The sequence below is a fragment of the Microbacterium terrae genome (genome assembly GCF_017831975.1).
Classification (GTDB): Bacteria; Actinomycetota; Actinomycetes; order Actinomycetales; family Microbacteriaceae; genus Microbacterium; species Microbacterium terrae.
Genome location: NZ_JAFDSS010000001.1, coordinates 3,692,862 through 3,706,410, shown reverse-complemented (window position 1 = coordinate 3,706,410; position 13,549 = coordinate 3,692,862). Strand labels below are relative to the sequence as shown.

Annotated in this window: 12 protein-coding genes; 7 read left to right on the top strand and 5 right to left on the bottom strand. The window is 72.2% G+C overall.

What is annotated here, in order from left to right:
• Window positions 1-40 precede the first annotated feature (40 nt).
• Entirely contained in the window at window positions 41-1,027 is a 987-nt protein-coding gene (locus JOD63_RS16840; RefSeq protein WP_407665029.1) for a LacI family DNA-binding transcriptional regulator, read from the bottom strand.
• Window positions 1,028-1,273: 246 nt separating this feature from the next.
• Between JOD63_RS16840 and galT the strand changes: the two genes are divergently transcribed.
• The 4 genes from galT (at window position 1,274) to JOD63_RS16820 (ending at window position 4,958) form a co-directional block, all read left to right on the top strand.
• The gene (gene galT, locus JOD63_RS16835; protein ID WP_045274982.1) at window positions 1,274-2,365 is read left to right on the top strand and encodes a galactose-1-phosphate uridylyltransferase; all 1,092 of its coding nucleotides are present in this window, start codon (window positions 1,274-1,276) and stop codon (window positions 2,363-2,365) included.
• On the top strand, window positions 2,362-3,552 hold the full coding sequence (gene galK, locus JOD63_RS16830; protein WP_045274955.1) for a galactokinase: 1,191 nt from the start codon (window positions 2,362-2,364) through the stop codon (window positions 3,550-3,552). Before galT ends, galK begins: the two co-directional genes overlap by 4 nt.
• A 143-nt stretch (window positions 3,553-3,695) precedes the next feature.
• Window positions 3,696-4,532 carry an alpha/beta fold hydrolase gene (locus tag JOD63_RS16825; protein ID WP_045274954.1) on the top strand — a complete coding sequence of 279 codons (837 nt, stop codon included), beginning with the start codon at window positions 3,696-3,698 and terminating at the stop codon, window positions 4,530-4,532.
• Window positions 4,533-4,592: 60 nt separating this feature from the next.
• Window positions 4,593-4,958 carry a SpoIIAA family protein gene (locus tag JOD63_RS16820; protein WP_045274953.1) on the top strand — a complete coding sequence of 122 codons (366 nt, stop codon included), beginning with the start codon at window positions 4,593-4,595 and terminating at the stop codon, window positions 4,956-4,958.
• Between the two features lie 64 nt (window positions 4,959-5,022).
• Here JOD63_RS16820 and JOD63_RS16815 read toward each other — a convergent pair whose 3' ends face one another.
• The gene (locus JOD63_RS16815) at window positions 5,023-7,341 is read right to left on the bottom strand and encodes a glycoside hydrolase family 3 C-terminal domain-containing protein (protein ID WP_045274952.1); all 2,319 of its coding nucleotides are present in this window, start codon (window positions 7,339-7,341) and stop codon (window positions 5,023-5,025) included.
• Between the two features lie 102 nt (window positions 7,342-7,443).
• On the opposite strand from JOD63_RS16815, the gene JOD63_RS16810 reads away from it, so the two are divergent.
• Window positions 7,444-8,085 (top strand): TetR/AcrR family transcriptional regulator, encoded by a 642-nt coding sequence (locus tag JOD63_RS16810; protein WP_052682439.1) that lies wholly within the window; start codon window positions 7,444-7,446, stop codon window positions 8,083-8,085.
• Window positions 8,069-9,574: a carboxylesterase/lipase family protein gene (locus tag JOD63_RS16805; protein WP_045274950.1), complete on the top strand. Its 1,506-nt coding sequence runs from the start codon at window positions 8,069-8,071 to the stop codon at window positions 9,572-9,574. The genes JOD63_RS16810 and JOD63_RS16805 overlap by 17 nt, the downstream gene beginning before the upstream one ends.
• Before the next feature lie 131 nt (window positions 9,575-9,705).
• Here JOD63_RS16805 and JOD63_RS16800 read toward each other — a convergent pair whose 3' ends face one another.
• On the bottom strand, window positions 9,706-10,692 hold the full coding sequence (locus JOD63_RS16800; RefSeq protein WP_045274949.1) for an LLM class F420-dependent oxidoreductase: 987 nt from the start codon (window positions 10,690-10,692) through the stop codon (window positions 9,706-9,708).
• A gap of 64 nt (window positions 10,693-10,756) precedes the next feature.
• On the opposite strand from JOD63_RS16800, the gene JOD63_RS16795 reads away from it, so the two are divergent.
• Window positions 10,757-11,500: a hypothetical protein gene (locus JOD63_RS16795; protein ID WP_045274948.1), complete on the top strand. Its 744-nt coding sequence runs from the start codon at window positions 10,757-10,759 to the stop codon at window positions 11,498-11,500.
• Here the strand turns inward: JOD63_RS16795 and JOD63_RS16790 are convergent.
• Together JOD63_RS16790 and JOD63_RS16785 are read right to left on the bottom strand one after the other, a co-directional pair.
• The gene (locus JOD63_RS16790; protein WP_045274981.1) at window positions 11,497-12,456 is read right to left on the bottom strand and encodes a DNA-methyltransferase; all 960 of its coding nucleotides are present in this window, start codon (window positions 12,454-12,456) and stop codon (window positions 11,497-11,499) included. The two genes, JOD63_RS16795 and JOD63_RS16790, sit on opposite strands and share 4 nt — an antisense overlap.
• Complete coding sequence (locus JOD63_RS16785; RefSeq protein ID WP_045274947.1) at window positions 12,453-13,502, bottom strand: lipoate--protein ligase family protein; 1,050 nt, start codon at window positions 13,500-13,502, stop codon at window positions 12,453-12,455. Before JOD63_RS16785 ends, JOD63_RS16790 begins: the two co-directional genes overlap by 4 nt.
• Window positions 13,503-13,549 lie beyond the last annotated feature (47 nt).

Below are 13,549 nucleotides of genomic sequence, written 5' to 3'. Positions count from 1 at the left end.
GCGCACGCGCCTGAGTGCGGATGCCTCCTGGCATCCGCACTCAGCGCGTCGGCGAAGCGGTGCTCGCCCGCACGACGAGCTGCGTCGGCACCGCCTCGTCGACCTGGCCGCGCGCGTCGTCGAGGCCATCGACCAGCGTCGCCACCGCACGCTCCCCGAGCACGTCGAACCGCTGTCGCACGGTGGTGAGGGGGGGCCGATAGTCGGCGGCGTCCGCGACGTCGTCGAAGCCCACCACGCTCACGTCGCCCGGCACGTCGCGGCCGGACTCGGCGAGTCCGCGCAGCAGTCCGAGGGCCGACTGGTCGTTCGCGGCGAACACCGCGGTGACATCGGCGTCGAACGCGGATGCCGCGACATGGCCCGACGCCGATGACCAGTCGCCGCGCACGGGCTCGGCGACGGGTGCGCCCGCCGCGATGAGCGCCTCGCGCCAGCCCCGCTCGCGCTCGGAGGCGGCGAACGAGCCGTCGGGCCCGGCGAGGTGGTGCACCGTCGCGTGGCCGAGGGCGAGCAGATGCCCGGTCGCCGCCCGGGCACCCGCGGCATGGTCGGACTGCACGATCGAGACCCGGCCGTCGGGCGCCGAGTCGACGACCACCAGCCGCAGATCGGCGGGGAGCGTCGAACCCCGGGCGATCGCGGTCGCCTCGTTGAGCACGACCGCGCCGTCGACGCCCTGGTCGCGGAGGCGCTCGAAGGCGTCCTCGAGCTCTCCGGCGGCGCCAACGGTGACGATGGTCACGGCGAAGCCGCGCGCGGTGGCGGCGGCGGTCACGGCCTGCAGCATCCGAAAGTTCCCGACCGTCTCGAGCGTCGACACGACGAGCCCGAGGGTCTGGGTGCGGCCGGTGCGCAGCGCCCGAGCAGCACGATGCGGCCGGTATCCGAGGTCGGCCATGGCCACCTCCACGCGGGCGCGGGTCGCCGGATCGACGCGCGGGCTGTCGTTGACGACCCGCGACACGGTCTGCCCCGACACCCCTGCGAGGGCCGCGACATCGGCCATCGACACCCGTCGCTGCATGCGCACCCCCGTCTGGTCGCTGCCGGCCGCGGGCAGAACTCCACTGATCCGGTCGATGTTGACGTTACCACGCGTGATTGCTACCGTGTTGACGTGAACATTCCGGAGTTCGAGTCCGCCCCCACCGACGCCGCAGTCGCCCCCACCGACGCCGCAGGCCCGGCCGGCGTCGCCGACCACACCCCCGTCACCCTCGGAGGCGGCGTCGTCAAGCGCGCCACGCGCCTCGACGACGGCCGCGAGCTCATCTACTTCGACGACCCCGGCACGACGCTCGGCGCCGAGCGCGCTGCCGACGCCCGCACCCTCGACCCGCGCCCGGCGACCGCGACCATGCGCCGCGACGTGCTCACCGGCGACTGGATCTCGGTCGCGGCAGCCCGCCAGAACCGCGCCTTCATGCCGCCCGCCGAGTTCGACCCGCTCGCCCCGCAGACACCCGCGAACCCGAGCGAGATCCCGAGCCGCTACGACGTCGCCGTCTTCGAGAACAAGAGCCCCTCCTTCGGCCCGGCCCTCGCCGTCGCCCACGGCGACGCGCCCGCGGCCGACGACGCCCCTCGAGGCCTCGACGACCTCGACGCGCCCGGCCTCGGCCGCACCCGCACGAGCGTCGGGCGCTGCGAGGTCGTGTGCTTCAGCCCCGAGCACGCCGGATCGTTCGGCACCCAGTCGCGCACCCGCGCCCGCACCGTCATCGAGGCGTGGGCGGACCGCACCGCCGCGCTGTCGGCGCTCCCCGGCATCGAGCAGGTCTTCCCGTTCGAGAACCGCGGCGAGGCCATCGGGGTCACCCTCCCCCACCCGCACGGGCAGATCTACGCCTACCCGTACGTGACGCCGCGCACGACGAGCCTGCTCCGCTCGATCGAGCGCGAGGGCGACGACCTGTTCGAGCGCATCCTCCAGCACGAGCGCTCCTCCGACCGCGTCATCCTCACCGGCGAGCACTGGACCGCCTTCGTGCCGTTCGCGGCGCGCTGGCCGCTCGAGGTGCACCTCCTGCCCCACCGCCACGTGCCCGACTTCGCCGAGACCACCGACGCCGAGCGCGACGAGCTCGCCCCGCTCTACCTGCGGCTGCTCCGCGGCATCGACGCGCTCTACGACACGCCCACGCCGTACATCGCCGCGTGGCACCAGGCGCCGGTGCGCCGCGGCCGCGACGTCGCGCGCCTGCACCTGCAGCTCACGAGCCCGCGCCGCGCCGCCGACAAGCTCAAGTTCCTCGCCGGATCGGAGGCCGCCATGGGCGCCTGGATCGGCGACGTCCCCCCCGAGGCCGCCGCAGAACGTCTGCGCGCGGCAGTCCAGTCCATCCCCGAGGTGACCGAATGACCCTTCCCGCCGCCCCCGCTCGCACCGCCGCGACCGAGCTGTTCACCGCGACCTTCGGCGGCGAGCCCGCCGGCACGTGGTCGGCTCCCGGCCGCGCGAACCTCATCGGCGAGCACACCGACTACAACGACGGCTTCGTGCTGCCGTTCGCGATCGAGCACCGCACCCATGTGGCCGCGCGTCTGCGCGAAGACGCCACCGCGATCGTCATCTCGACGTTCGACGGCGACGCCGTCGAGGCCCCCCTCTCCGATCTGAGCGCGCTCTTCCCCGCCCGCCGCGACGAGGTCACCGAGTGGGCCCGGTACCCGCTCGGCATCGCCTGGGCATTGCTGGATGCCGCCCGCCGCGATCCCCGCGACGTCCCCGGTGTCGAGCTCGCCTTCGCCTCCGACGTTCCCGTGGGCGCGGGCCTGTCGTCGTCGGCCGCGATCGAGGGCGCGACCGCGTCGGCCCTCAACGACCTGTGGCAGCTGGGACTCGACCGCGTCACGCTCGCCCAGGCCGGCCGTCGTGCCGAGAACGAGGCGGTCGGCGCCCCGACCGGGATCATGGACCAGATGGCTTCGATGCTCGGTCAGCCCGATGCGGCGATCTTCCTCGACTGCCGCTCGCTCGAGACCCAGACCGTCGACCTCGGGTTCACGGCGGCCGGTCTCGACCTCGTCGTGATCGACACCAACGTCAAGCACGCGCACTCGACCGGTGGCTACCGCGAGCGCCGGGCCGCGTGCGAGCGCGCGGCCGCCGCGTTCGGCGTGCCGGCTCTGCGCGACGTCTCCGAGGCCGATCTGCCCCGACTCGCCGAGCTCGTCGACGAGGTCACCTTCCGTCGCGCCCGCCACATCGTGACCGAGAACCAGCGCGTGCTCGACACCGTGCAGGCGCTGCGCGAGACGGGCCCGCGCGCCATCGGCGACCTGCTGGTGGCCTCCCACGTGTCGATGCGCGACGACTTCGAGATCTCGGTTCCCGAGCTCGACACCGCCGTCGATGCGGCACTGGCCGCCGGCGCCCTCGGTGCGCGCATGACCGGCGGGGGCTTCGGCGGTGCTGCGATCGCCCTGGTCGAGCACGCCGACGTCGCCGCGGTGACGGATGCCGCGATCGCGGCGTTCGCCGAGCGCGGCTTCGCCGTCCCGACGATCTTCACCGTCACCCCGTCCGCCGGCGCCGCCCGCGACTGACCCGCAGTCACCGCCCGGGCCGAACCACGGCGACCCGGGAAGTTCATCGGGTGCTCCGCGTCAAGGCCTTTCGTTGACGGATACCGCGGCCTAGCGTCGTACGCGGGACCGCGGCATCCGTCCTCGGCCCGGAAGGAACGAGCGTGGCCTACATCACCGTGGCGACCGAGAACTCGGTCGACGTCGAGCTCTACTACACCGACCAGGGGTCGGGGCAGCCGGTCGTGCTGATCCACGGCTTCCCCCTCGACGGCGAGTCATGGGGCAAGCAGCAGGCCGCTCTGCTCGATGCGGGGTACCGCGTCATCGCCTATGACCGCCGCGGGTTCGGTGCGTCGACCAAGACCGGAACAGGGTCCGACTACGACACGTTCGCGGCCGACCTGCACGCGCTCATGGAAGACCTCGACCTGCGCGAGGCGGTGCTCGTGGGCTTCTCGATGGGCACCGGCGAGGTCGCGCGCTACCTGTCGCGCTACGGCAGCGCGCGCGTTGCGAAGGCCGCCTTCCTCGGCTCGCTCGAGCCCTATCTGCTGAAGACCGACGACAACCCCGACGGCGCCGGGCCCCAGGAGTTCTTCGACGGGATCGCCGCCACCGTCCGCGAGGACCGGTACGCGTTCATCGCGGGGTTCTTCCGCGACTTCTACAACCTCGACGACACACTCGGCTCGCGGATCTCGCAGGAGGCCGTCGACGCGAGCGTGCAGACGGCGACGCGGGCGGGCAACACCGCGATCGCCGCGGCGCCGCTGACGTGGCCGACCGACTTCCGCGCAGACATCCCGCAGATCGACGTGCCGGCCCTGATCCTCCACGGCACCGCCGACAACATCCTGCCCATCGACGCGACCGCGCGGCGGTTCAAGCAACTGCTCCCGGATGCCACCTACGTCGAGATCGAGGGCGCCCCGCACGGGCTGCTCTGGACGCACGGCGCCGAGGTCAACGAGGCGCTGCTGGCGTTCCTGCGGAGCTGATCACGATGACCCGGCCCGCCGCCGTTGCCCGGTCGACGGCACGCCGCCTACGCTGAGCGCATGCTCACCGAGATCCCGGACCTGCCCTCGGGCGCCGTCGGCTTCCGCGTCGGAGGCGAGGTGACCGTCGACGAGTACCGCGACGTCGTCGAGACCCGCATCGCCGAGGCGGCACGGGCCGGCGGTCCGATCGACGTCGTCGCGGTGATCGACGACGTGGCCGGATTCGAACCCGGCGTCGCACTGCGCGATGCGGCACTCGGCCTGCGCGACCGTCACGAGTGGGGGCGCCTGGCGATCGTGTCCGACCACGAGGGGCTCGCGTTCGCGGTCGGCATGCTCACCGCGTTCACCAGGCTCGACGTGCGCGTGTTCGCGGCGGCCGACGAGGCCGCCGCGATCGCCTGGATCTCGCACACCGTCTGACGCCGCGTCCGACCCGGGTCGACGGGAGGGGCCGCCGGCGACGGCGAGCCCCTCCTGCCCACGGTCAGCTCTGCTGCGGCGCGTTGGCCATCGCGATGAGGCCGTCGATCATCTCGGCGCTGATCCCGCCCTGACCGTCGTCACCCGCGGGGGCGAGGCCTGCGAGCATCCCGAGTCGCCCGATCGGGAACGACCCCATCATCTCCATCATGTCGACGCCCTCGGGCATGACCGAGGCCGCTCCCCCCATCGCGCCCATCATGTCGGCCATCGCGGCCTGCACAATCGGGCCCGCGATCGGGTGGGCGAACACCTCGGCGAGCGACGACGTGCGCGACAGCGGCAGCACGACCGGGTCGCCCTCGACGGCGACGATCGCCGACGAGCGGATGTCGCGGCTCGACGCAGCCACGTCGACGACGTAGTCGCCGCCCTCGACGACCCACTCGTCGACGCGCACGTCCCAGTAGGCGAGGTCCTTGCGACGCACCGTGACGACGACGTCGGCGGTCTCGCCCGGATGGAGCGACACCGATGCGAACGCCTTGAGTTCGCGCACCGGCCGCTGCACCGAGCCGCCCGGGAGCGAGGTGTAGACCTGCACGACCTCACGGCCGGCGCGATCGCCGGTGTTCGTGACCGGCACGGTGACGGCGATGTCGCCCGACGCGACGACCGCAGCAGAGGCATCCCCGTACGCGAACGTCGTGTACGACAGGCCGTGCCCGAACGGGAAGGCGACGTCGATGCGGCGCGAGTCGTACCAGCGGTACCCGACGTGCAGGCCCTCCGCGTACCGCACGTGCGAGAACTCGCCGGGGAAGTCGAGGTACGCGGGGGTGTCCTCGAGGCGCTGCGGAATGGTCTCGGTGAGCTTGCCCGACGGGGAGACCTCGCCGAAGAGCACGTCGGCGGTCGCGCCGCCGCCGGCCTGGCCGAGCAGCCAGCCCTCGAGGATCGCGGGGACGCGACCGGCGAACGGCAGCGCGACGACGCCGCCGTTCGAGAGCACGACGACCACGTTCGGGTTCACCGCGAGCACGGCATCGAGGAGGTCGAGCTGCTCGGCCGGCAGGTCGATGTCGGCTCGGTCATAGCCCTCCGACTCCAAGCGGGCGGGCAGCCCGAGGAAGACGACGGCGACCTCGGCGACGGATGCCGCGGCCACGGCCTCGTCGCGCAGCGTCGCGGTCTCCTCGGCGGAGACGTCGACCGCGACGCTGAAGCCCTGCGCATACGACACGTCGCCGGTGGCGAGTGCGCGGATCTCGTCGAGCGCGTTGTCGAGGCGGGTGGGGCTGATCAGCGACGAGCCTGCGCCCTGGTAGCGCGCCTTCGCGGCGAACGCGCCGATGACCGCGATGCCCGCGTCCTTCGCCAGCGGAAGGACGCCGCCGTCGTTCTTCAGGAGCACGATCGAGCTGCCGGCCGCCTCGCGGGCGAGCGCGTGGTGCGCGTCGACGTCGAGCGGGCCCTCGATGAGGCCGGCGCCCGCCTGCGCCTTGCGCACCAGGTCGAGCACGCGTCCGGCGGCGACATCGACGACCGACTCGTCGAGGGTGCCGGCCTCGACGGCCGCGACGATCTGCGCGTCGGTCACCCCGTTCGACGACGGCATCTCCAGGTCCATGCCTGCGGCGAGGCCGGTCACCCGGTCGTTGACGGCGCCCCAGTCGGAGACGACGAGACCCTCGAAGCCCCACTCGTCGCGGAGCACCTGGGTGAGCAGCCAGGGGTCCTCCGACGCATAGACGCCGTTGATGCGGTTGTACGAGCACATCACCGTCCACGGCTGGGCGTCTTCGACGACCCGCTGGAAGCCGCGCAGGTAGATCTCGCGCAGCGGCCGCGGGTCGACGTCGCTGGAGGCGCGCATGCGGTCGGCCTCCTGGTTGTTCGCGGCGAAGTGCTTGAGCGAGGTGCCCACACCCATCGACTGGATGCCGCGCACGATCGCGGCGCCGAGCACACCCGAGACGATCGGGTCCTCGGAGAGGTACTCGAAGTTGCGGCCGCACAGCGGCGAGCGCTTGATGTTGATGCCCGGGCCGAGCAGCACCGCGACGTTCTCGATCGACGTCTCGGTGCCGAGCGCCCGCCCGACGCGCTCGATCAGGTCGACGTCCCACGACGATCCCAGTCCGACCGCCGGCGGGAAGCAGGTGGCGGGCACGCTGTCGCCGAGACCGAGGTGGTCTCCGCCCTCACGCTGCTTGCGCAGCCCGTGCGGCCCGTCGGTGACCATGAGCGCCGGAATCGCGACGCGCTCGATCGCCTTCGTGTTCCAGAAGCTCGCACCGCTCGTGAGCGATGCCTTCTCCTCGAGGGTGAGGTCCGCGACGGATGCCGCGCGGGCGCCGTCGATCGTGGAGATGTCGGTCATGTCGATGTCCTCGCATTCACTGACGCTCGGCTGTGAGCGATCGAGAAAACCATACGTCATTTGGTTTTGAGAAATCAAGCATCGTTCGGGTTTACTTGCCGTATGGCACGAAGAGGTTCCTACGCCAAGGGCGTGGCCAAACGCGAAGAGATCCTGGTGCGCGCCCTCGAGGTCATCGCGCGCGAGGGCTACGGCGGAGCATCCGTCAAGCAGCTCGCCGAGGCCGTCGGGCTGAGCCAGGCCGGACTCCTGCACTACTTCGAGAGCAAGGAGGAGCTCTTCACCGAGATCCTCCGAAAGCGCGACGAGCTCGACAGCGAGTCGTCCGGCCTCGACGAGGCGACCTACTCCCCCGCCTCCGCCACCGTCGACGACGTCCGTCGCGGCTACGTCGGCGTCGTGCGGCACAACGCCGACGTGCCCGGGCTCGTGCAGCTGTTCGCCCGGCTCTCGGTCGACGCCGCCGACACCGAGCACCCCGCACACGACTTCTTCCTGGCCCGAAACGCCCAGCTGCGCGAGGTGTTCGCCGCCACCGTCTCCCGGCAGCAGGCCGTCGGCGCGATCCCTGACACGGTGCCGCCCGAGACGATCGCGCGCATCTTCCAGGCTGTCGCCGACGGCATGCAGGTGCAGTGGATGCTCGAACCCGACGTCGACATGGCTGCCACCGTCGACGCGCTCTTCGACCTTCTGACCGGTGCACGCCCGAACGGAGGTGCGCGCGATGGCGCCGCATCCTGACCACCCTGTCGTCGCGACCGCGAGCGGCGACGTGCGCGGACTCTGGCGGGGGGAGCCGTTCGCCTCGGGCTCCTCGGCCGCGTTCCTCGGCATCCCGTTCGCCCAGCCGCCGGTCGGCGAGCTGCGCTTCGCCGCTCCGGTGCCGGTGACGCCGTGGCCGGGCGTGCGCGACGCCGTCGAGTACGGTCCGACCCCGCAGCGCGGCGACACCGGCATCACGCTCATCCCCGAGCCGTCGGTTCCGGGCGACTCGACCCTCAACGTGAACGTCTTCACGCCCGCCCCGGGCGACGCGGCAGCCGCGCTGCCGGTGCTCGTCTACATCCACGGCGGCGGCTTCGTCTCGGGGTCGCCCGCGAGCCCCTGGTACGACGGCCGTGCGTTCAACCGCGACGGCGTCGTCACCGTCACCGTGTCGTACCGGCTCGGCTTCGACGGGTTCGGGCACATCGAGGGCGCCCCCTCGAACCGCGGCGTGCGCGATTGGCTCGCCGCACTCGAGTGGGTGCAGGCGAACATCTCGGCATTCGGCGGCGACCCGGAGCGCGTGACGATCGCCGGGCAGTCGGCGGGCGGTGGCGCCGTGCTGACGCTCCTCGGCATGCCCGCGGCCCAGCACCTGTTCCGGTCCGCGTGGGCGATGTCGGCCGCGATCGCGGGCGTCGCGCCGGAGCGGGCCCGCACGATGTCGGCGAAGCTGGCCGTCCTCGCGGGTGTCGCACCGACCCGCGAGGGGTTCGCCTCAGTGCCCGAAGACCGGCTGCGCGAGCTTCAGGAAGAGGCTGCGCGGCCCGCGTCGAAGGATCGGCTGGCCGTCATGACCACGCTCGTCGACGAAGGGCTCTCTTGGGGTCCTGCCATCGACGGCGATCTCATCGCCGAGCCGACGATGACATCGCTGCGGTCGGGCGTCGGGTCGGGCAAACCCCTCGTGCTCGGCGCCACCGACGACGAGTTCACCATGGCGACCGACTCGCTCACCGGTCGGCTCCGGCTCGTGCCCGCCGGTCTCGCGCTCGCGCTGCTCAAGGTGCCCACCGACCGCCGCCGGGCGTATCTCGCCGACAACGCCCCCCAGCGGCGCAAGGGCACCGCCGCGATGATCGGCAGGTACGTCACCGACGCCGTCTTCCGGTCGCTCGTCGTGCGCGTCGCCGAGGCGCGCACTGCGGCCGGGGCGACCGTACCCACCTGGGTGTACCGGTTCTCGTGGGCGTCCCCCACCCGCACCTGGGCGCTGCACTGCCTCGACGTGCCGTTCTGGTTCGACCACCTCGACGCCGCAGGCGTCACCGCGATCGCCGGTGACGCGCCGCCACGCCGGCTCGCCGATGCCGTGCACGGCGCGGCGGTCGCGCTCATCCGCGAAGGCGATCCGGGGTGGAAGTCGTGGTCCGTTGCCTCCGGAACGACCCGCGTGTTCGGCGGGGCGGCATCCCGCCCCGACATCGATGCCGACGGCTACGCGAGCGTGCGCGCGTTGGTCTGACGGGCGGGCGTTTCGTCTCGCTGCGCTCGCTCAACGACCGGGTGCGGTCGAATCAGCGCGAGCGCTCGACGGGCGGGTGGGCGCTCCATCTCGCCGGGACCGCTCGACGCCCGGGTGCGCTCGACGCCGGCCTACGTGAGCGCGGCGACGACCTCGCGCTCGAAGAGGTCGACACCCGAGAGGTCGTACGCCGACTCGGGGAAGTAGTGGATCGCGTACGTGATGCCGTGGCGCTCGCGCTCGGCCAGCCGCTCGGCCACCTGCTCGGGCGTGCCGAACGCCGGCGAGGCGAGGTACTCGCGCTCGATGCCGTCGGCCCGCTCCTGGCCCACGTGCGGCAGCAGCCGCGCCTTCACCGCTGCCAGGCGGTCGCGCGCCTCGGCCTCGGTGGCGCCGACGATGGTGTTGAAGTTCGACGAGCGGGTGATGTCGGCGAAGTCGCGGCCGATCGCGTCGCAGTGGCCGCGCAGCACGGCGCTCTTGTGGTCGACCTCTTCGAGCGACCCCGAGAAGTTCGTGTACGACGCGTAGGTCGCGGCGATCTTCAGCGTCACCTTCTCGCCGCCCCCGGCCACCCAGATCGGGATGCCGCCGTCCTGTACCGGCAGCGGCTGCACGATCGCGCTGTCGACCTGATAGAACTCGCCGTCGAGGGTCGCACTGCCCGTCGTCCACGCCTGCTGCATGATGTCGACGCCCTCGCGCAGCATCCGGAGGCGATCCGGGATGCCCGGGAACCCGTAGCCGTACGCCCGCCACTCGTGCTCGTACCAGCCGCCGCCGATGCCCATCTCGACGCGCCCGCCCGAGACGTGGTCGACGGTCGAGGCCACCTTCGCGAGGTACGCGGGGTTGCGGTAGCCCATGCACGTGCACATCTGACCGAGACGGATGCGGCTGGTCGACGCCGCGAACGCCGCCATGAGCGTCCACGCCTCGTGGGTGGCCTCCTGGCTCGGCACCGGAGTCGTGTGGAAGTGGTCGTACACCCACAGCGACTCCCACGGCCCTTCGTCGGCGCGCTGGGCGAGGGTCGCCATCACCCTCCAGTGGTCAGCCGGCTCGATGCCCACGAGGTCGAATCGCCAGCCCTGGGGAATGAAGGTTCCGAATCGCATGGGTTTCACCCTAGGGGTGGCGCCGCGTCACATGCGCGTCACGCGCGGCGGCTAGCCTGATCCGGTGAGCCCCTGGTTCGCCCGATCGGCCTGGCTGTGGACAGAAGCGTCCGCACCCGCGACGCCCGCCGAACTCGCCTCGTTCGCCGCGCGCAACGGGGTGCTCGACGCGTGGACGAGCGTGCCCTGGGAGGGGCCCACCCGACGGACCGCCCTGCAGGCGCGGGCTCTCACCGCCCGGAGCGTCCGGGTCGCGTGCCTCGGAGGCGAGCCCGAGTGGGCGACGGATGCCGCGTCCGCTGCCGCCTGGACCCGGCGGGCCGTCACCGGGGGTCTCTTCTCGCGGGTGCACCTCGACATCGAGCCCTGGGCGTCCGCGGAGTGGCGGCGCAACCCGGGCGCACTCCTCGACGGCCTCGTAGCGACCGTGCGCGCGGTGTCGGCGGCGGCCGACCCGATCGAGGTCGACATCGACCTGCCGGCGTGGCTCGCACGCGAGCATCCGGATGCCTTCACCGCACTCCTGCGCGCGGCCGACGGCGTCGCGATCCTCGCCTATCGCGACCGGGCCGACGCCATCCTCGCCGACGCCGAGGCCGCCGTGCGGATCGCCGCGCGGCGGGCGAAGCCATTCCGCATCGGCGTCGACACGGTGCCGTCGGCCGAGCCGCACACCACGTTCTTCGACGACGGGCGCGACGCGCTCGCGCGGCAGTCCGCGGCTGTCGCTGCCGCCCTCTCAGGCCACGAGGGATTCGCCGGCGTGGCCGTGCACGACCTCGCCGCGTGGCGCGAGCTGCGACCCTAGGCTCCGGCGACCACCGCGTGCGGCATCCGTGCGGTCATCACCGCGACAGCCTCGGGATTCGCGTCGACGAGCACCGCGTGGCGGCCGAGCGCCGAGGCCACGGCGCCCGTGGTGCCGCTCCCGGCGAAGAAGTCGAGCACCCGGTCGCCGCGCCGCGACGACGCCTGCACGATCCGGCGCAGAATCCCCTCCGGCTTCTGCGTCGGGTAGCCGGTCTTCTCGCGGCCGGTGGTCGGCACGATGGTGTGCCACCACACGTCGGTCGGCAGCTTGCCCCGCTCCGCCTTCTCGGGCGTGACGAGCCCCGGTGCCATGTACGGCTCGCGGTCGACGGCGTCGGAGTCGAACCAGTACCGCGCCGGATCCTTCACGTACACCAGGATCGTGTCGTGCTTGGTGGGCCAGCGCTTGCGGGTCTTCGCGCCGTAGTCGTAGGCCCAGATGAGCTCGTTGAGGAACTTGTCCCTGCCGAACAGTGCGTCCATCAGCACCTTGGCGTAGTGCGCCTCGCGGTAGTCGAGGTGCACGTAGAGCGTGCCGTCGTCGGCGAGCAGCCGCCAGGCCTCGATGAGCCGCGGCTCGAGGAAGCCCCAGTAGTCGTCGAACCGGTCGTCGTACGCCCGCAGGTCGCCGGTGATCCGCTCGTACTCGCGCCCGTGGAACCCCCGCCGGAAGTCCCCCGGCACGCTGGCGGACGTGCCACTACTCAGTCCGGTCGCGTCGGCAGCGCCGGCGAGCACCGCTGACTCCGCGGCCTCCGAGGCCGCCGCATCCGACTCGGACGGAGACGTGACGCGCGAGCGGGCGGTTTCGATCGACTTCGTCTGCAGCCGCCCGGTGTTGAAGGGCGGGTCGAGGTAGATGAGGGTGAAGGATGCATCGGCGAAGCCGGCGACCACCGCGAGGTTGTCGCCGTGGTGGATCTCGACCGACCCCGGGGCGGCCTCGTCGCTCACGGCACCCGACGCAGCCACGCGTCGGTGGCGAACTTCGACTCGACCAGTGCTTCGGCCTCGGCGTACTCGTCGGCGGTGATCTCGCCCGGGACCGCGCCGTAGAGGTTCGCGAACGTCTCGATCAGCTTCTCGATGATCGCCTCGCGCGGGAGCCCGGTCTGGCGGCGCAGCGGATCGACGCGCTTGGCCGCCGACGTGGTGCCCTTGTCGCTCAGCTTCTCGCGGCCGATGCGCAGCACCTCGGTCATCATCTGACCGTCCATGTCGTAGGAGAGCGTCGCGTGGTGGAGCACCCCGCCGTTGGCGAGTCGCTTCTGCGCGGCGCCGCCGATCTTGCCCTGAGGCGAGGCGATGTCGTTGAGCGGCTGGTAGGTCGCTTCGACGCCGAGGGCACGCAGCGCCTGCAGCGCCCAGTCGTCGAGGAACGCGTACGAATCGGCGAAGGTGAGGCCCTGCACGAGGGATGCCGGCACGTAGAGCGAGTACGTGACGATCGAGTTCGCGGCCATCATCATCGCGCCGCCGCCGGAGATGCGGCGCACGACGTCGAAGCCGTGCCGGGCCGCCCCCTCCGGGTCGACCTCGTTGCGCAGCGACTGGAACGAGCCGATGACCACGGCCGATTCGTCCCACTCCCACAGGCGGAGCGTGGGGCGGCGCCGGCCGTCGCCGACGCGGCCCGTGAGCACCTCGTCGAGCGCGAGGTTCATGCGGGGAGACACGGGCTTCTCGTGCACGATCTCCCAGTCGAAGTCGCGCCACCCGGGGGCGGTCACCAGCGCACGGCGCACCGCTGTGCCGACGGCCTCCGGGGTGAAGCCGAGCAGCTGAGCCCCCTCCGGGAGAGCCGAGCGCACGGCTGCTGCGATGGTCGCGACATCCGCCTCGATGGGAAGGCCGTTGACCGCCGCGTCGATGTCGAGGAGCGCCTCGTCAGGCTCGAGGAAGAAGTCGCCTGCGAGGTGGAAGTCCGCGATGCGGCCGTCGCGCTCCTCGAGGTCGACGACGACGAGCTTCCCGCCGGGCACCTTGTATTCGCCGTGCATGGTCTCCAGCCTATTGGCGGCGACGGACGGGAGCGGTCCGTCGCCGC